The organism is Planctomycetota bacterium (assembly GCA_038746835.1).
Taxonomy (GTDB): Bacteria; Planctomycetota; Phycisphaerae; order Tepidisphaerales; family Tepidisphaeraceae; genus JBCDKH01.
This window is the reverse complement of the sequence record JBCDKH010000020.1, coordinates 14,455-31,956: the sequence shown is the minus strand read 5'-3', so window position 1 is coordinate 31,956 and position 17,502 is coordinate 14,455. Positions and strand designations below refer to the sequence as shown.

Here is a 17,502-nt window from a genome sequence, read left to right as displayed (position 1 = left end):
CGGCGTGGGAGTCAGACGGCGTCGACGGTCTGCGTCTCTGGCTGGCCGGGCGTCACGAGTGGCTTCGATCTGCGTTGATCGAGACGTGGTGACTACTCGTCGATCGTGTACGCAGTGTTTCCGTCGTTGGGGTCGTAGGTGAACCGCGCCTGCGTGATTTGCGAGCCCTTGGGGAAGTAGAGCCGCGGCGAGATCGAGTCGGCGACGCCACGCGTTTCGACGTGTCCGTCAAAGAACGCCATGTTCATCCGCGTGTTCGAGTGACGCCAGCCGAGCGTCTTGGCGACGGGCGACACCGAGATGTCGTTGCCCAGCCAGTTGCCTGGGGAGCCGTATCCGGCGCCGTCACGATCCGTCTGCAGGACGTGCGGCTGCCGGTCGTAGAACATGTACGGGCCGCGCGCCATGAAGTTGCCGCCTTGCTTCTGGTATCGAGCGAAGTTGAACGTGATCGACTCGACCAGACCTTCGGCCAGATTCATGTTCAGGAATCGACCGCCCTCGATCACGTAGGCCTTGCTCGCACCGGCACCGACCCGCACAAGCTTGGGTGCGTAGCTCGAGTTGATGGAGGCAAATCGCGTCGACCGATCGTCATCACTCGGGTTGGAGATCCCGACAAATCCGCCGGCGGGATTTGCATCGATCTGCGGGAACGCATGGAACTGAATGACCGCGTGGTAGCTGTTGTACAAGAGGCTGGCCGGCGCTGCCGATGCCCCGCCACCGCCGAGTGTGCCCGAGTCGTAGGATTGAACGACGCTGGGACACTGCAACTCGGTCCCGAACAGGGCGATAAGCCGTTCCAGGTCGTTTTCGGGGAGATCGCCGAGCACGAGTCCGAGCGTCGGGCTCATCCAGTCCATGTTTTGAACCGGTGCGTTTCGCTCCGACAGCGGGTCCATCGCGTCGATGCTGTCGGTCGGATCACCGTTGTTGATCGCGTTGGGGTCGCCGTAGTTCCAGCGACGCCCGCTCGTGTGCGGCCCTGCGAGCCAGCCCTCGTTCTCGTTCACGTACAGCTGCATCGCAGTCGCCAACTGCCGCGCGTTGCTGGCGCACTTGACGGTGTTGGCACTCTCGCGAGCCCGGTTCAGCGACGGCAGCAGGATGCTCACCAGCAGGGCGATGATGCCGATGACGACGAGCAACTCGACCAGCGTGAAGCCGCGTTGGCCGACACGAGGTCGCGAAAAAATCGGTCGGCCTGCAAAAGGTCGGCGGGTCGAAGTCATTGCGAGGGAGATTAGAGCTGGCAGGTAAAGATCGCGTTGGGGTGCACGGGCAGACGACACGTCGTCCACAAAATGCGCATCGGGGTTGCGAGCCTCCGTGCCCGGGGCACGAACGTACGCCGCGCCGCAGCTGCAGATGCAAGCCAGACGCCGGAACCGCCAGTTTGAGGGACGAAATCTCGATAAGATTGCGTTAAGGCAACGTTGCAGGGGCTCCAGACCCTTCAGGCGACCTCCACGCGCAGCAACGGATGAAAGCAGGTCCGGCCGCGTCGCGTAGCGTCATCGGCCGTGAGCGAGTCCAAACGCGTCATCGTCGTCGGAGGTGGCGTCGGGGGACTCGCAGCCGCCATCCGGCTCGGTGCCAACGGCCATCGCGTCACGCTGGTCGAACGCAACGACACCCTCGGTGGGAAACTCAACCGACGAGCCCTCCCGCACCCGAACCGCCCGGGCGAGCACTTCACCTTCGATACCGGCCCGTCGCTGCTGACGCTGCCGTTCGTTTTTGAACAACTTTTCCACAGCGGCGGGGCCGAGCTGCAGGAGCGGCTCGATCTCGTCCGCCTGGACCCAATCTCCCGGTTCACGTGGCCGGACGGCACGACGTTTGAGCTGTGCCGCGATCGCGTAGACACACTTGAAAATGTCCGCCGACTCAGCCCCAGCGACGTCGACGGCTTCGCCGCCTTCCTCGATCGCGGCAAACGCGTCTGGGACCTCGCGGGTGAGCTCTTTTTGTCGCACGCCCCGGAACAGCTTATCCACAACGGCGGCGGGCCACGCCAGGGGCTCGCCATGGCCACCGTGCCGTTCCGCATCGGGATGTTCCAGCGGTACGCCAAGCTGGTCGACCGACACGTGCGTCACGAGAAGCTGCGGGCCGTCCTCTACCAATACGCGACCTACAGCGGTGCCAGCCCGTGGAAGGCACCCGGCACACTCTGCGTCATCCCGCATGCCGAGATGCACTTCGGCGGCTGGTACGTCCGTGGCGGCATGTATCGACTGGCCGAGGCGCTCGCGGACCTGGCCCGTGAGAACGGCGTCGAGATCGTCACGGGCGTCTCGGTGTCGCGGATCGATGTCGATGCGTCCGCCGTGACCGGCGTCACGCTGAGCGACGGCCAGCACCTCGACGCCGACCTCGTCGTCTGCAACGCCGACACGATCAGCGCTTTTCGCGAGCTGATCGACCCCGACCATCGCCCGCATCGGCCTGACGCGAAGCTCGACAAGCTCGACCCCGGCGGCAGCGGGATGGTCCTGCTGCTGGGCGTCGACGGCGAGCTGCCGCAGATCGCCCACCACCACAAGTTCATGCCGGCCGACTACTTGGGCGAAGGCGGCGACCTGCGGGCGATGTTCGATCTGGGCACGACGCCTGACGATCCGTGCATCTACGTCTGCCGAAGCAGCGCCACCGACCCGACGCAGGCCCCGGCCGGGTGCGAAAACCTGTTCGTCCTCGTCAGTGCCCCGGCCATCCACGGCAAAGGTGCGTCGATCGACTGGTCGACGCACGGCGACGCGTATCGAGAGCGGGTCCTCGACCTTCTGGAACGGCGGTGCGGTTTGGAGGGTCTGCGGCAGAAGATCGTGGTCGAGGACCGCTGGACCCCGCCCGACCTGCGCGATCGCTATCGAGCCAATGCTGGCGGCATCTACGGCGTGGGCGGGAATGGGCGGATCCAGGCGTTCCTGCGTCCGCCGAATCGCGACAAACGCCTGAAAAACCTCCTGTTCGCCGGCGGGGCGACCCATCCTGGCGGAGGTCTGCCGCTGGTGGCCTTGAGCGGCAAGATCGTCAGCGAACTGGCCGAGGCGGATTTTGCCGCGACGCCTTAGCAAAGACTTAGCGCCATTTGCGAGTGCACACGGTGGAGGCTGCCGCTATGCTCGCCGCATGTCGGAGGAGGCCGTCTGGACCCGTCGGGGGCCGGGCGATCCGACAGCCACTCCCGAGGGAAGAACAAGGAAATTATGCACACGAAACTCCTCACCGCCGCGACCCTCGCGGCCCTCACCACCGCCGGCACGGCCTCGGCAGCAACAATCGCTGAAGAAGATTTCGACGGCAACTCGACGCTTGGCTTCACATACTCGCCAGCACTGGGCAGCTTTTCATCGAGCACCGACATCTGGGACTCTGTCAGCTCGCTGGCGACGATCTCGGTCGGAAGTGGCAACTTTCTCGGAGCTCGGGACATTGAGAACGGCGACAACCCGAACGTAGATTTTGCTACTGCCACGACGGCTAGCTTCGATCTCTCGCTGTTTGAAGCCACTTCTTTTTCATTCGACTATGACATCGATGGTTTCGACGCTGGGGACAGCGTCAGCTACACCGTCACGATCGACGGCGTTGAGAGCGCGCCGGTCTTCTTGGTGACAGGTCTGAACGGAGTCGGTGGTGTCTTTGGCGACGGTAATGAAGCTGTCGCAATCCCAGATGCGGCCTCAAGCTTCTCGTTCGAGCTGAATGTAACGCAGAACGGCGGCAGCGATTACGCAGGCTTCGACAACTTCGTGCTAGCAGGCACCGTCATTCCCGAGCCGATGGCTGCCGGTGCGGCGGGCCTGCTCGGCCTCGTCGGGCTGCGTCGTCGCCGGGCTTGAGCCTCGACAAGACGTCGTCATTTCAGACAACGCAACCGCCCGGCGTCACACGACGCCGGGCGGTTGTGTGTGTTCGCCAGACGCCGCGCAACGCCCACTCCGTCATCCCGAGCGCAGCCGAGTGACCTCGTCTGGCTCTGTGCGATCGCGGCAGGCGAGGTCCTTCGGCTCGCTGCGCTCGCTCAGGATGACGGATGCGCCGGCGTTGGTCGCTTGCAGTATCAGACATCCTCGACAAGCTGACGCTCGCGCTCGTCGGGTGCGGCATGACCGCGACCCGACAGGCGCCAGTCCTTGATCGAGCGGCGACCGCGGACCAGGACCTGGCCTGCGGCGAAGTCGCGGCAGGCATCGTCGAGTATCACCCGGGCCGATGGCAGGTCGTCGCCGGTTGCGACGAGCACCTCGGGCCGCTGGGCGAACCAGAAGCGGTAGCGGATCGCGACGTGCAGCACCGGCGCGTCAGCCCTGCGGGCGATCAGTTCGGGCGAACGCGACACGGCCGACAGGTCGGCGTCGTCCGGCTCGATCCGGCCCTGCGGAAAGATGACCAGCGCCGCCGGCTCGTTCGCTTCGCGGAGCAGCGACGACGCGTAACCGATCGCCCGTCGGCGGTCGGCCGGGTCGTCGAGATCGACGCCAAACCCGCCGATGCGTGGGAAGAACGGGTGCCGGTCGACCTGCTTCTGGTCGATCATGACAAACCGCCGTCGCCAGCCGAATCGGCGGAGCAGGTCGCCCAGCACGATGCCGTCCCAGAAGCTCTGGTGCGTCGCAGCGACGACGATGCGCGGCGTTCCCTCCGTCATCCTGAGCGAGCGCGGCGAGTCGAAGGACCTCGCCTGATCACGCTCCTCCACGCGTGAGCCGCGGCGAGGTCCCTCGGCTGCGCTCGGGATGACGGACAGGGACGACGCATCATCCCGGTAAACCCGCACGGCGTGGAAGTGTCGCCACAGGGCGAAGCGGCAGTAGCGGTCGAACCACGCCGTCGTCAGCGTGGCGAGCGGGCCGGTGGCGACGGGCGTCATCGCTCACGCACCCTTCGGCATCGGCTGCCACTTGGGCGAGAAGAAGACGCGGCGGTTCGCGATCTCGAACATCTCCACCGGCCCGCCGGTCATCGGACACTTGGTCTTCTTGTAGACGTAGAAGCCGTCGCGCCGCGACAGCTTGGAGTACGTCTTGCCGAAGCGTTCCTTGGCGAAGTCGCGGTCGACGGTGATGATGCGGTTGTACTTCACGCCGAGCTTGAGCAGGTCGACGCTGTCGCGCCAGATGGCGTCGAACTGGTCGCGCGTGAGCTGCTTGCCGGGCGTGCGCGGGTGGACCTTCTGGCGAAAGAGGATCTCACAGCGATAGATGTTGCCGATGCCGCTGACGACGTGCTGGTTCATGAGCAGGCCGCCGATGGGGGCGGTCGATTTGCTGATGCGTCGCCAGACCTTCTCGACGTCAGCCCTGGGGTCGAGCGGGTCGGGGCCGATCTTCGATTTCGCTTCGGCCGTGCCGTCGGGGTCGAGCACTTCAGCCTTGAGCGTCGCGACGAAGTCGACCACCGCGTCGCCGGCACGAAAGCGAAGCCGCGTCGCGCCGCGTGGCTCGGGCGGGTCCTTCTTGTGAAGGCGAAATTTGCCCAGCAGGCCGAGGTGGCAGTGGAGCGTGAGCTTGTCTCGGCCGGCGAAGTGGTAGAAGAGGTGCTTGCCGAGCGGCTCGATGGCGTTGAGCTTTTTGCCATCGAGCAGGGCGGCCTCTTCGTCGCAGCGACCGTCGTGGGCAGAGACGCGCAGCTTCTTTCCGGCCACGAGCGGCGTCTGGTCCTTGGCCGCTCGATGAATCGTGTGGCCTTCGGGCACGGCGAACCGTAGAGCGGCTACAGCGCCTCGACCGTTACGTTCCAGTCTGAAAGATCGACCGGCTCCAGCGTCGGCTCGGCCGCGTCGTTGGCATTGACGGCGGCGTTGCGGAGTTCGACGATTCGCAGGTTGATGCCGCCGGCATCGAGGGTGGTGACCTGCCGGGCCATGCCGGTGGTCGTGTCGACGTCGACCTCCAGAACCTGAAACTGCTCGGACAGAGGCGTTTCAGGCTTCGGCACGAGACGCAGGCGTCGCGTTCCGTCGATCGGGTCGACCTCGAACTCATTGTCGCTCGCGACGTCGACCAGCGACACCTCGAACAGCCGGAGCACGCGCTCCGGATCCTGCCCGATCGGCAGCGGGAACGGCCCTTCGCCGAGCGCGAGCAAGTCGCGATCCTGGTCTTCCTCGGGCAGCGTGCGACGCACTTCGGTCTTGCTGCGATAGTTGCGATCGACCAATTGCCCGTCGGCAAGCAGGTACTCGAGCTTCTCCTCGGCTGCGTTGCCGTCGGGGTCGGCCCGACGTGTGAAGAGGACGTGGATCGCATCGCCGTCGTCGCCGCGAAGCAGGTTGAGCTTGCCGAATCGCCAGACCTCGTCGCTGGTGTCGAAGTCGAAGTCGATCATCTTGAGCCCGCTGGTCAGCGAGACGAGCCCTTCGCCCGCGTCGTGCATCTTGTCGAGCAACGGCCGAACGTCGTCGGCAAGCACGGCCGACGTGGTGAGCAACATCGAGATCAGGACCAGAATGCGTGCGAGCATGCTTGGTCTTAGACGCGATCTGCGAACCGAAGTTGCAGAGGGCGGCGTCACGACCGCACGTCGACCTTCGTCTGAGGCTCGCCGTAGGCCGCGGCGGCGTAGCGGCGGTTGAGGCGGCGGACGGTGCGGTCGTCGGCGCGGATGCGCGACAGCTCGTTCCCGGCCGTCGCGATGCGGACGCGCAAGCCCGCGGCAGCGCGGTCGTCCTGTTTCGACAGCTCGGCGAGGATCGACTTGATCTCGCCGAACAGTCGCTCGGCCTGGGCATGATCGTCGGCCGACCAACCGGCGACGGACGCGGGCCAGTTGGAGCGCGTCGCGGCGACAGCGTCATCGTCGGCCGTCGCTTCGGCGAGGGCGGCCTTGCGTTTGTCGAGGACGGCCAGGAGACGTGTGTGGTCGCCTTCGGACAGGGCCTTGGCTTGCTCGGAGGCGAGGCGTTGCAGGCGTCGGTAGGCCGCGGCTTGGGTGCGGAGCGTTGGCAGGACAACCGAAGCATCCGCGACTGGCGTCGCGGCGTCGGCCGTGTGCTCGTCGGTAGCCGCCACTAGAAAAGTCCGGATTCGCCCGACCAGTCGAGCCAGGTCTGCCACTGCTTGCGGTCGAGCGCGATCGTGCCGTCGCGAAAACGCTCGGGCGGAATACGACGCAGCAACCACTTCGCTCGCTCGTTGGCCGTCTTGGCCTCGGCCGGGCGGTTGAGGGCGACATAGCTGTTGACGATCTGCACGTACGCCGACAACGCTGACGGGTCGTCCTGGTAGCGGAACGCCGCCTGTTCATAAAGGTCGACGGCCTCCTCGTACCGGCCGAGGTCGAACAGGCAGTCGGCCCGGTAGAACCACGCGAGCCGCTCGTACGTCTCGGCGAGATTGCGGGCCACGTCCGACTCCGGCATCGTGCCCGCCTCATACGCCGTCACCGCTGCCTCAAAGAGACGCCGGGCTTCGGCGAGGTAGCGGGCTCGAAGACGCTGATCCTCGACGGCCGATCGACGCTTGTCTCGGGCGCTGGGCGATTGCCGACCTTCGGGTGCGGTCGACGCGGCAAGCGTGGCCTCGACCTCCGCCTCCTGGGCTGAAGCTGCCAACTCCGCGGCGGCTTGTCGGAAGCAGTCGGCTCGCAGGAAGAGCAGCTTGGCCTTGCGCGTCTCGTCGTCGCCGTAGCGATTGGCGTACTCCTCGAACCGCGCGAGCGCTTCGCCCCAGCGACCCATGCCGTAGTAGAGCCGGCCGAGCTCCCACGTCGCCTCGCGGAAGACGCGCGACTTCGGGCCGAGCACGGGGTTGTTCTCAAGGACGCCGCGAAGCGTGTTTTCCGCCAGGTGCCAGCGGTCTTTGCCCTGACTGGCGTAGATCTGTGCCAGCGGCACCGCAGCCTCGGCGGCGGCGAGGGCTTGCGGGTGCTGATCGCGCAGCTGGACGAACGTCTCGGCCGCCTTGGTCTTGTAGCCCGACGCTTGCTGGGCTCGTCCCAGCCGCAGCAGAGCATCGGGCGTGATCGGGTCTTCGGGTCGCTCCGTCACGAACAGATCGAGTGCGGCGATGAGCTCTTCGAGGTCGGCCGCGCGTTCGTAGAGACTCACACCGCGCCACATCGCGTCGCCGTACGCGGCATCGTCCACGAGCGTGAGCGCGCGGCTTCGCGCGATGTGCGCGTCGCCCGCACGGACCCAGAGTTCGCGCGACCGCTTGCGTGCCGACACGGCCTGCTCCGAGTCGCCGTCGCCAGGCCAAAGGCGATCGCCCTCGGCCTCGAACGCCTGGGCGAGTCGGCTGAAGAAGTCGGGCTTCAGTTCTCCCTCGTCGGCGACGATTGCCCGCTGCTCCAGCGCCATGAGTTCCAGCGCCAGCGCGTAGGGCGAAGTGCTCTCCGCCTCATCGCTGAGCGGCGTCCGCATCATGAGAACGCGACTCGCCCGTCGAAGGCTGTCGGCAAGCTCGTCGCGGAAAGGGGCCAGCGACTCCTTTTCGTGCACGTCCGCCGCCGCCAGCTTCAGGTCGGACGAGCCGCCCAGGACGTCGCCCGTCACCAACCGACACACGGCCCGACCCATGCGGGCTTTGGGTGCGGTTCGACTGCCGGGGTGGTCGCGAAGAACGATTTCGTAGTAGCTCGCCGCCTCCCGCGCGGCCGCCATCGCCGGTTCGCCTTCGAGCATGGCGAGCTGATCCTGGCTGATTTTGCCCAGCAGATAGCACGCCTCGGCGTCAAGGTCGTGGCCGGAACCGAGCTGTTCGCGAGCCCGCATGAGGTACGAGCGAGCACCGTCACGGTCGTTGAGTCGGTACGCCGCGTAGCCGAGGCGGAAGTTGACCTGGCCGCGAATGCGTTCGTCGGGCGAGAGCGCCAGCGCCTCGGCCAAGAGCGGCATCGCTTCGTCGGGTCGGTCCTCGTCGACGCGGACGCGGGCCAGCTCGCCCAGCGCCCAGGCACGCTCGTCGTCTTCGAGGCCGGGCGTTTCGAGCAGGTCGCGCAGCTCGCGAACGGCCGCGGCGGTTCGGCCGTGGTGGACGAGCATCTCGGCATTGCTGCGTCGCATCGGCGCCGCCGACGCCGGGTCGCCCAGCTCGTCGGCCATGCGTGCCGCGGTGCGCCAACGCTCCATCGCGGTCTCGACCCGGCCGAGGGATTCGAGGGCCCGTGCGTCGCGATCGGCGATGACCGGCGTGTCGGGCAGACCGCGTTCGAGCGCGAGGCGTTGCTCCCGAAGGATTCGACGATGCGTGGCCGGCATGTCGCTGCTGCGACTGCGACGCGCGTCCAGATCGAGCGCTTCTGCGAGCAGGACTCGGGCACGCGCCTCGTCGGCCGGACCCGGTTCGAGCACCAGAAGATCGTTCAGCCGACCGACAGCCGCGTCGTACCGCTCCTGCCGAACGTCGCGTTCGGCCCGGGCGATCATCTCGGCGAAGACGGGCGTCGGGTTGGGGTCGACCAGCAGATACGCCGCGAGTGCGAAAAGCGCCAGCGAGACCAGCAGCAGTGGCATCTGCCACAGCCCGGCCAGGGACGGCTTGGGAGAAAATTCAGAATTAGCGTCGCGTGACGCGGGGCTCGACGAAGCCATGGCATCCTTGCCCGGTTCGAGAGAAACGTGGCGATTTTGACCAAAAGCAGTGCAAAACCGCAGTGTCGGTGCAGCGACATCCGTGCCGCGGCACGCGGAGCGTCGTCGCAGAGGCGGGTCGTGTCAAGCAGCCTGCGTCCGATAAGACTCAAGTGCCGCAGGCGGTACGCCCGATAACGCAGATGGACACGGAGTCTCTCATGATCGACCGCCTGATCAACCAATCTGCCGCCGGCACGCTCGTGCAAGCCGCCAGCTTCTACGCCCGCCGGCAGCACGTCATCGCCGACAACATCGTCAACGTCTCCACGCCGGGCTACCGGCAGAAGGACCTGGACGAGAGCAGCTTCCGCAGCGAACTGCAGCGACGCCTCGACAACGCCGACCGCAGCGGCGCGGCCGACCTCTCAGGCGTCGCAGCTTCGACACCGAGCACCACCGCCCCGGGTGGCGTGATGTTCCACGACGGCAACAACCGGTCGATCGAACAGCTCATGGGCGACCAGGCCAAGAACGCCCTTCGCCACAACCTGAGCGTCGAACTGCTCCGCAAGAACTTCGCCGGCTTCCACCAAGCCCTTCGCGAACGCGTCGCGTGATCGCTCCTTGTAACTCGTGACTGGTGACTTGGACCAGAGACCTCACGAACGCGACCCCAAGTTACAAGTTCACGAGTCACCAATACCCAACTCCCATGTTCTCCACCTTCGACATGACCACCGCCGGGCTCCGTGCACAACGGACGCGGATGGACACGATCGCCGGCAACGTGCTCAATGCCGAGACCACGCGCAACAGTCGCGGCGAGGCCGAGCCGTACCGACGCCGTTTCGCTGTTCTGGCACCTGGGTCGGCGGAGAATCCGAAGGCAGCCGGCGTGCACGTGAAGGAGATCGCCGCCGATCAGAGCGCCTTCACGCAGCGGTTCGAACCGAACCATCCCGACGCCAATCCGGACACCGGACTCGTCGCGTACCCGAATATCGACATGGCCACCGAGCAGGTGAATCTGCTTGAAGCCAGCCGCGCCTATGAAGCGGCCGTTTCCCTTATGCAGACGACCAAAAGCATGTTCAACAGTTCACTTCGCATGATCGCCTGACGCACGAGTTGACACACCGAACACCCTGCAAACACCAGTTTTCCCGGAAAACCAGCTTGTTTCATTGGCGGCGGCTGTTACGCTCGCCGCCCGCGACTCCAAATGAGTTGCGTGCGACTGGGAGCAGTCGCATGAAATCAGTCGAGTGTGCCCCGGGCAGACGCCGTCAAGGAAGACAGCGATGACCAACACCATTTCTCCCGCATTCTCTTCACCGGTCGCAAGCCCTGCGATGCCGGCGTCGTCGTCGGCCGACGGATTCGGCGCGATGCTCGACTCGGCCAAAGGGTTCGTGTCGCAGGTGAACGACATGCAGCACGCCGCGGCTGATGCGTCGACGAGGCTCGCCCTGGGCGAGACCGACGACATGGTCGGCACGCTGGCCACAGTCGAGAAGGCAGACCTTGCCTTCAAGACGCTGCTCGCCGTCCGCTCCAAGCTGATGGCCGCCTTCGACGAGATTCGGAACATGCCGGTCTAACGACCGAGTGACGTCGGCCGGCCCGGAGGGTCGGCCTTGGTAGCGAACAGGCCGGGGACAGGATGTCCCACAACGCCCCGCGATGGATCGCCTCAAACAACAGTTCCAGGAAATCCAGCAGCAGCTCGCCGGCCTTAATGCCAGCCAGCGGATGCTTGCGCTGAGCCTCGTCGCCATCGTGGCCGTCACCGTCATCTGGTGGACCGGCCAGGCAGCGACGGGCGAACGCGTGCGCCTTCTGGAACAGTCGCTCTCCCCCGAGCAACTCGGCGAGATTCGCCAGACGCTCTCCCGCAACGACATCGAGGCCGTCGTCGAGGGCGACCGCATCATGGTGCTCGCCACGCACCGCGACGAAGCGATGAGCCTCCTCGCCCTGGAGCGCAAGCTGCCCGGCGACCTGACGCGTCACTTCGACAAGGCCATCGGACGCATCGGCAGCTTCGACCCGCACAAGAAGATCGACCTCACGATCCTCACCGCACGCCAGGACGAACTCGCCGCCAACATCAGCCGCTGGCCCGGCGTCCGCAACGCCAAGGTTCACGTCAGCGAGAAGTACAAGAAGCAAATCGGCGGAGACATTCTGCCGACCGCAGGCGTCACGCTCCAGACGACGGGCGGCGTCGATCAGCCACGCCAACTCGCCGAAGCTGCCAGCCACTACGTCGCCGCCGGCTTTGCGATGCTCGACGCTCAGAACGTCGAAGTCATCATCGACGGCCGGCACATCAGCGTGACCCACGAAGACTCCGTCGCCGGCGGCGGCAACAGCTTGCTCGAGCTGCAAGCCGCCGCCGAGCGACACTGGGAAACCAAGCTGCTCACCGTGCTCTCGCACATTCCCGGCCTCCGCGCCACGGTCAGCGTGAGCGTGCAGAACGACACGCGACGCACCGTCACCGAGCAGATCGACCCCGACTCGAAAGTCGTCATTCCCCTGCAAACCCGCGAAGAGAGCGACGTCGAAGAGGGCGGCAGCGACGACTGGGGTCAGGCCGGCCTGCTGCCGAACACGGCGCTCTCAGTCGACTCCGGAGCCAACACGGGCGACTCGCGACAGAAGCGCGTCACCGAAGAAACCAACCTCGTCGAAGTCGGCCGAACCCGCGAAGAGCGGTTCAGCCGCGGCGGTCAGACGGTGCCGACCAGCTGCACCGTCTCACTCCCGCTGAGCTACGTCCGTACCGAATGGGCCAGGCGTTCCGGCTCGTCCGGCGACGTCGAGCCGACGCCCGAGCAGCTTCGTGACTACGAGAACGTCGTCCGCGAAGAGATCACCCGAGCCGCCGGCTCGCTGCTGGGCACCGTCGAGGACGGCCGCATCACCGTCGTCACCTATGCCGACGAAGGACTTTTGATCGGCGACCCGACCGTCGGCATCGCCACCAGCGAAGCCGCTGCCGGTCCGCTCGCCAACGTGTCGGGCTACGTCGACCAGTTCGGCCGACCCGCCGCCGTGATCGGGCTCGCGGTTGCGGCGCTGGTGCTCGTCTCGTCGCTGGCCCGTCGCAGCCCGGCACAGGCGACGTCGCAATCGCTCGGAGCCTTCAGCCCGGCGGACTTCGCGGCGCTCTCACCGAAGCGGCCAACGAACCCCGAGGACGAAATCGCCGACGCCGGCGCAGCCGACGCGTTGCTGGTCGGCCAAGAGATCGCCGAGGAGCAGCTCCAGGCCGGCCAGATGGTCGACCAGGTTCAGACCCTCGTCAAAGAGAACCCCGAAGCGGCCGCCGGTCTGATCAAGCGCTGGATCAGCGCGAGCTGAAGCCGTCAGCCTCTTTCGATTTAGAAGACGCACTTTCGATCGCACATGGCAGCCACCGCGACAACTCCCGACACGCTTGCCCTGGGCGAGGCGGCAGAAGCCGGCGAGGTCGTCGACAGCGTGGACAACGTCTCGGGCCTGCGCAAAGCCGCCGTGCTGATCCTTGGCCTCAGCGAGCAGGAGGCGGCCGAGGTTCTGCGTCGGTTGCCGTCGGACGCCGTCGAGCAGGTCTGCCGAGAAATCGCCGACTTGGGCAGCGTCGCGGCGCCGGTTCGCAAGGCGGTTTTCGGTGAGTTCTACCAACTCGCGCTCGCCAACAGCTACATCGCCGAGGGTGGGCTCGACTACACCAAGCGGCTTCTCCAGGCCAGCCTCGGCGAGGATGCCGAGCGCGTCATCAAGCAAGTCACGCAGCAGGTCCAGACCTCGCCCTTCAGCTTCCTGCAGAAGGCGGAGAGCTCGAACCTGATGGCGTTCATCCAGGACGAGCACCCGCAGACCATCGCCCTCATCCTCGCCCACCTTCCGCCCGCTAAGGCCTCCGAAATCCTCGGCGGTTTGCTCCCGCAGAAGCAGGTTGAAGTCGTGAAGCGCGTCGCCAACATGGAGACGACCAACCCCGAGGTCATCAAGGAAGTCGAGAAGGGCCTGGAACACCGACTCAGCGACATCGTCTCGCAGAGCTTCGAAAAGACCGGCGGCGTCGACAGCGTCGCGGAGATTCTCAACCTCGCCGACCGCACGACGGAAAAGGCGATCATGGAAGGCCTCGAAGCCGACGACCCGGAACTGGTCGAAGGCATCCGCCGGCTCATGTTCGTCTTCGAGGACATTCTGCTCGTCAACGACAAGGGCATCCAACAGGTGCTCAAGGACGTCGACAACGACACGCTCAGCCTGTCGCTCAAGACTGCCAGCGAAAACCTCAAGGAGAAGATCTTCCGCAACATGTCCGAACGCGCAGCCAAGCTGGTCAAGGAGGACATGCAGTTCATGGGCCCGGTCCGCGTCACCGACGTCGAGCAGGCTCAGCAGAAGATCGTCGACATCGTCCGCCGACTCGAAGACGCCGGCGACATCGTCATCGAAGGTCGCGGCGGCGATAAGGACATGCTCGTCTGAGCCGGTTGAAGTCGAGGCAAGCACCTTCGACTTCAACCTTCTGAGTTTCGACTCCTCGATTCCGATCACTTTCCAACATGCCCGTCCTAAAGGCCACGCCCGCTTCCTCGCCGGATGTTCGGCCGTTGCGGTCGTTCTCGATGACGGATATCGAGGGCGAGGCCGCTGCGCTTCTGCAAGGGGCCAAAGCTCGGGCAGTCGCCATCGCCGACCAGGCTCGCGCTGATGCCGCTCGGGCACGCGAGACCGCGTACGAAGCCGGCTACCTCGAAGGCAAAGAAGCCGGCCACGCCGACGGCCATCGCGAAGGCACCGCCGAAGGTAAGGCCGAGGCTTACGCGTCGGAGAGGGAACGGCTGAGCGAGCTGCACACGCTGCTCAAGGAGTCGCTCAAGGAGTTCAACGCCGAACGCGCCTCGCTGGCCGCGCGTGCCGGCGGCGAGGTGCCGCACCTGGCCGTCGCAATCGCCGAGCGCATCGTCAAGCGCGCCGGTGCGTTCGATCCGAACGTCTGCATCGCCAACGCGACCGCCGCGCTGCGACTCGTGATGCGCGCCCACGACGTGAAGCTAAACGTCCACCCGGCCGACTTCAACCTCGTCAAGTCGCTTTTGCCGGAAATCAACGAAAAGTGGCCGGCCCTGACGCACGTCGAGCTGGTCGAGGACAACAACATTCAGCGTGGCGGCTGCCGGGTCTACACGCAGGGCGGGCTCATCGACGCCGACCTGCAGACGCAGCTGGACCGCATCGCGTCTGACCTCATTCCCGACGAGTAAGCCACCCGCGCGATGGTCGCCACCACGCTCAAGCAGCCTCGCTCGACGCTCGCCTCGCACCTGCGCAGCGTGGCCGACGTGATGCCGCTGCGTGTGGTCGGCCAGATCGCCGCGGTGAGCGGCCTGACGCTCGAAGCCGACAACCTTCCGTTGCCGCTCGGCACGACGTGCCGCATCAGTCGCATGAGCGACGGCTTCGCCGGTGCCTCGGCCTCGCCGTGTCGGGCACAGGTCGTCGGCTTCGGTCGCGATCCGAAGGGTGACGCACGCACGCTGCTCATGCCGCTCGGCGACATCGGCGGCGTGGCCGCGGGCGACTCCGTCGAAGGCGATCCCGGCGCACCACGGATCCGCTGCGGCGAGGGTTTGCTCGGGCGCGTCGTCAACGGCTTCGGCGATCCGATCGACGACAAAGGTCCAATCACCAGTCACAGCGTCGCCGACTTCCGCCCGCTCGACGCGCCGCCGATTCCGCCGATGGGCCGGGCCTTGGTGCGTGAGCCACTGACCACCGGCGTCCGCGCGGTCGACGCACTGCTGACGTGCGGCACCGGACAGCGGATGGGCCTGTTCGCCGGGCCCGGCGTGGGTAAGAGCACGTTGCTCTCGTGGATCAGTCGTCACACCTCGGCCGACGTGAGCGTCATCGCACTCATCGGCGAGCGTGGCCGCGAAGTCCGCGAGTTCCTCGAATCCGGCCTGGCCGAGGGAGCGCTGGAGCGTTGCGTCGTGGTCGTCTGCACGGCCGATGAGCCGCCACTGATGAAGATTCGCGCCGCCAAGACCGCGTGCTGCATCGCCGAACACTTCCGCGACCACGGCAAGGACGTCCTTCTGATGATGGACTCCATCACGCGTCTGTGTCAGGCACAGCGGCAGATCGGCCTTGCCGCCAAGGAACCGCCGGCGACCAAGGGCTTTCCGCCGAGCGTCTTCGCGATGCTGCCGACGTTGCTCGAACGCGCCGGCAGCACAGGCGATGGCAGTGTCACCGGTTTCTACACGGTGCTTGTCGAGGGTGACGACTTCAACGAACCGATTCCCGACGCCGTCAAGGGCATCACCGACGGGCACCTCTGGCTCGACCGTTCCCTGGCCGAGCGTGGGCACTACCCGGCGATCGACGTGCTCAAAAGTGTCTCACGCGTGCGGTCCGACGTGTCCGATAAAAACCACGTCGACGCCGCGAGCCTCGTGCAGAAGGCCGTCGCCGACTACGCCGAGGTCGAAGACCTCGTGAACGTCGGGGCCTACGTGCCGGGCTCGAACGTCGCAGCCGACACGGCCGTCGCGGTCCGGCAGCAGGTCACCGAATTTCTACAGCAAACGCCTGATCAACCGACGAACCTCGACTCCGCACGTCACCAGCTCTTCCAGCTTCGCGACACCATCCGTGCCGCCGCCCATCAGGCCTCGCAACCGCAACCCGCCAGGCGCAACTGACCCGAACTAGCCCGCTGCAATGGCCCGCTTCGTCTTCAAACTCGCCGCCGCTTACGAGTTGCGTCGCCGCGAGGAGCAAGCCGCTCAGCGAGGCGTCGCCGAGCGACAGCGTGACGCAAATCAGCTTCGCCAGGAACTCATGCGGCTCAACGACGACCTCGTCGGTGCGCAGCAGGATCTGCGCGACGGCGGACTCACTGGCACGCTCGATCCGTCGCTGCTGTCGGCCCATCGCCGCTACACGAACGACGTCGCCAGGCGCGGCCGCGACGTGATGCAGCGCATCGACTTGGCCGATCGCCTTCTCGATGACGCACGCCGAGCCCTTGCCGAAAAGACGCGTCGCCGGCAGGCGCTCGAGCGTCTCCGCGACAAGCAGAAACAAGAACACGACGACGCCGAACAGAGGCGCGAGCTCGCCGATGCCGACGACGCGACCGGCCGGTGGCTCGATGGCCTTCGTGCCCAGGACGCCATCGCTGACGACGCCGGCTTTGCCATGGCCGCCGAGGAGGTGTCGGCATGAAGATGCTCAACCGACTCGTCCTGGCGCTGGTCGTCACGCTCGCGATCAACTTCATCGGCCTCGCCATCGCGGCGGGTCTGATCGCCCAGAAATCGGGCCTGGACAAGGACAAAATCGCCGACGTCAAAGAGGTGCTCTTCCCACCTCCGCCCGAGCCCGTCGAAGATGAGGCCGAGGAGGAGCCTGCCGAGCCCACGCCGATGGAGGCACTGCTGGCCATGCTCGACAGCCAGTCGGGCAAGCCGGCCGACGCGCGCGTCGTGAACTACGAACACGAGCTCGACGCCCGCTCGGCCTTGCTCGACAGACAGCAGCGGCAGCTCGCCGATCGCTTGCGGCAGCTCGATTCGGCATCTCGTCAGCACGCAGCCGCACGGCAGACGCACGCGAGCGAAGTCGCCACATGGCAGGGCAAGCGCGACGAAGCCGAGGCGCGGCTGAGCGACGAGGGCTTCCTGGCCACGCTCGCGTTGTACGAATCACTCCCGGCACCGCAGGCCAAGAAGGTCATCGCCGGCTTGGAGGATGAGATCGCACTGGCGTTCCTTCGAGCGATGGAGCCGCGCACTGCGAGCAAGATCCTCCGAGAGTTCGAGAACGACGAAGACACCCAGCAACTCCGCCGCCTGCTCGAAGGCATGCGGCAGGGCGTTGCCGAAAACGAATCCACCGACACCGACGCCGCCATCACGGCCGGCTGGTCGGAAGCGCGCTGAACCCGCACACGCACACCC

The 17,502-nt window shown here is 66.1% G+C and carries 17 protein-coding genes; 11 read left to right on the top strand and 6 right to left on the bottom strand.

From position 1 onward, the window contains the following. Window positions 1-92 precede the first annotated feature (92 nt). Window positions 93-1,235, bottom strand: coding sequence for a prepilin-type N-terminal cleavage/methylation domain-containing protein (locus tag AAGI46_03985; protein MEM1011365.1), 1,143 nt, complete (start codon window positions 1,233-1,235; stop codon window positions 93-95). A 291-nt stretch (window positions 1,236-1,526) separates the two neighbouring features. Between AAGI46_03985 and crtI the strand changes: the two genes are divergently transcribed. Together crtI and AAGI46_03975 are read left to right on the top strand one after the other, a co-directional pair. Then, a complete protein-coding gene (gene crtI, locus AAGI46_03980) occupies window positions 1,527-3,083 on the top strand; it encodes a phytoene desaturase family protein (GenBank protein ID MEM1011364.1) in 1,557 nt (518 codons plus the stop codon). 135 nt (window positions 3,084-3,218) lie between these two features. After that, entirely contained in the window at window positions 3,219-3,854 is a 636-nt protein-coding gene (locus AAGI46_03975; protein ID MEM1011363.1) for a hypothetical protein, read from the top strand. Between the two features lie 221 nt (window positions 3,855-4,075). On the opposite strand, the gene AAGI46_03970 is transcribed toward AAGI46_03975, so the two are convergent. The 5 genes from AAGI46_03970 to AAGI46_03950 are packed head-to-tail and all read right to left on the bottom strand — an operon-like array spanning window position 4,076 to window position 9,469. Further along, on the bottom strand, window positions 4,076-4,885 hold the full coding sequence (locus tag AAGI46_03970; protein ID MEM1011362.1) for a lysophospholipid acyltransferase family protein: 810 nt from the start codon (window positions 4,883-4,885) through the stop codon (window positions 4,076-4,078). 3 nt (window positions 4,886-4,888) lie between these two features. Beyond that, on the bottom strand, window positions 4,889-5,710 hold the full coding sequence (locus AAGI46_03965; GenBank protein ID MEM1011361.1) for a DNA-formamidopyrimidine glycosylase family protein: 822 nt from the start codon (window positions 5,708-5,710) through the stop codon (window positions 4,889-4,891). Window positions 5,711-5,727: 17 nt separating this feature from the next. Further along, window positions 5,728-6,477 carry a hypothetical protein gene (locus AAGI46_03960; protein ID MEM1011360.1) on the bottom strand — a complete coding sequence of 250 codons (750 nt, stop codon included), beginning with the start codon at window positions 6,475-6,477 and terminating at the stop codon, window positions 5,728-5,730. 47 nt (window positions 6,478-6,524) lie between these two features. Further along, on the bottom strand, window positions 6,525-7,025 hold the full coding sequence (locus AAGI46_03955; GenBank protein ID MEM1011359.1) for a hypothetical protein: 501 nt from the start codon (window positions 7,023-7,025) through the stop codon (window positions 6,525-6,527). Beyond that, the gene (locus AAGI46_03950; GenBank protein ID MEM1011358.1) at window positions 7,025-9,469 is read right to left on the bottom strand and encodes a tetratricopeptide repeat protein; all 2,445 of its coding nucleotides are present in this window, start codon (window positions 9,467-9,469) and stop codon (window positions 7,025-7,027) included. The genes AAGI46_03955 and AAGI46_03950 overlap by 1 nt, the downstream gene beginning before the upstream one ends. Window positions 9,470-9,747: 278 nt before the next feature. Between AAGI46_03950 and AAGI46_03945 the strand changes: the two genes are divergently transcribed. The 9 genes from AAGI46_03945 to AAGI46_03905 all read left to right on the top strand — a co-directional run bounded on the left by AAGI46_03945 (window position 9,748) and on the right by AAGI46_03905 (window position 17,484). Continuing rightward, the gene (locus tag AAGI46_03945) at window positions 9,748-10,146 is read left to right on the top strand and encodes a flagellar basal body protein (protein MEM1011357.1); all 399 of its coding nucleotides are present in this window, start codon (window positions 9,748-9,750) and stop codon (window positions 10,144-10,146) included. A 95-nt stretch (window positions 10,147-10,241) separates the two neighbouring features. Further along, complete coding sequence (flgC, locus tag AAGI46_03940) at window positions 10,242-10,649, top strand: flagellar basal body rod protein FlgC (GenBank protein MEM1011356.1); 408 nt, start codon at window positions 10,242-10,244, stop codon at window positions 10,647-10,649. 181 nt (window positions 10,650-10,830) lie between these two features. Further along, a complete protein-coding gene (locus tag AAGI46_03935) occupies window positions 10,831-11,130 on the top strand; it encodes a flagellar hook-basal body complex protein FliE (protein MEM1011355.1) in 300 nt (99 codons plus the stop codon). 82 nt (window positions 11,131-11,212) lie between these two features. After that, entirely contained in the window at window positions 11,213-12,898 is a 1,686-nt protein-coding gene (locus AAGI46_03930) for a flagellar M-ring protein FliF C-terminal domain-containing protein (protein MEM1011354.1), read from the top strand. 45 nt (window positions 12,899-12,943) lie between these two features. Then, window positions 12,944-14,020, top strand: a complete 1,077-nt coding sequence (fliG, locus tag AAGI46_03925) for a flagellar motor switch protein FliG (GenBank protein ID MEM1011353.1) — start codon at window positions 12,944-12,946, stop codon at window positions 14,018-14,020. Window positions 14,021-14,097: 77 nt separating this feature from the next. Then, the gene (locus AAGI46_03920) at window positions 14,098-14,799 is read left to right on the top strand and encodes a FliH/SctL family protein (protein ID MEM1011352.1); all 702 of its coding nucleotides are present in this window, start codon (window positions 14,098-14,100) and stop codon (window positions 14,797-14,799) included. Between the two features lie 12 nt (window positions 14,800-14,811). Further along, window positions 14,812-16,242 (top strand): FliI/YscN family ATPase, encoded by a 1,431-nt coding sequence (locus AAGI46_03915; protein ID MEM1011351.1) that lies wholly within the window; start codon window positions 14,812-14,814, stop codon window positions 16,240-16,242. 19 nt (window positions 16,243-16,261) lie between these two features. Then, on the top strand, window positions 16,262-16,768 hold the full coding sequence (fliJ, locus tag AAGI46_03910) for a flagellar export protein FliJ (protein MEM1011350.1): 507 nt from the start codon (window positions 16,262-16,264) through the stop codon (window positions 16,766-16,768). Then, on the top strand, window positions 16,765-17,484 hold the full coding sequence (locus AAGI46_03905) for a hypothetical protein (protein ID MEM1011349.1): 720 nt from the start codon (window positions 16,765-16,767) through the stop codon (window positions 17,482-17,484). Before fliJ ends, AAGI46_03905 begins: the two co-directional genes overlap by 4 nt. Window positions 17,485-17,502: the final 18 nt, after the last annotated feature.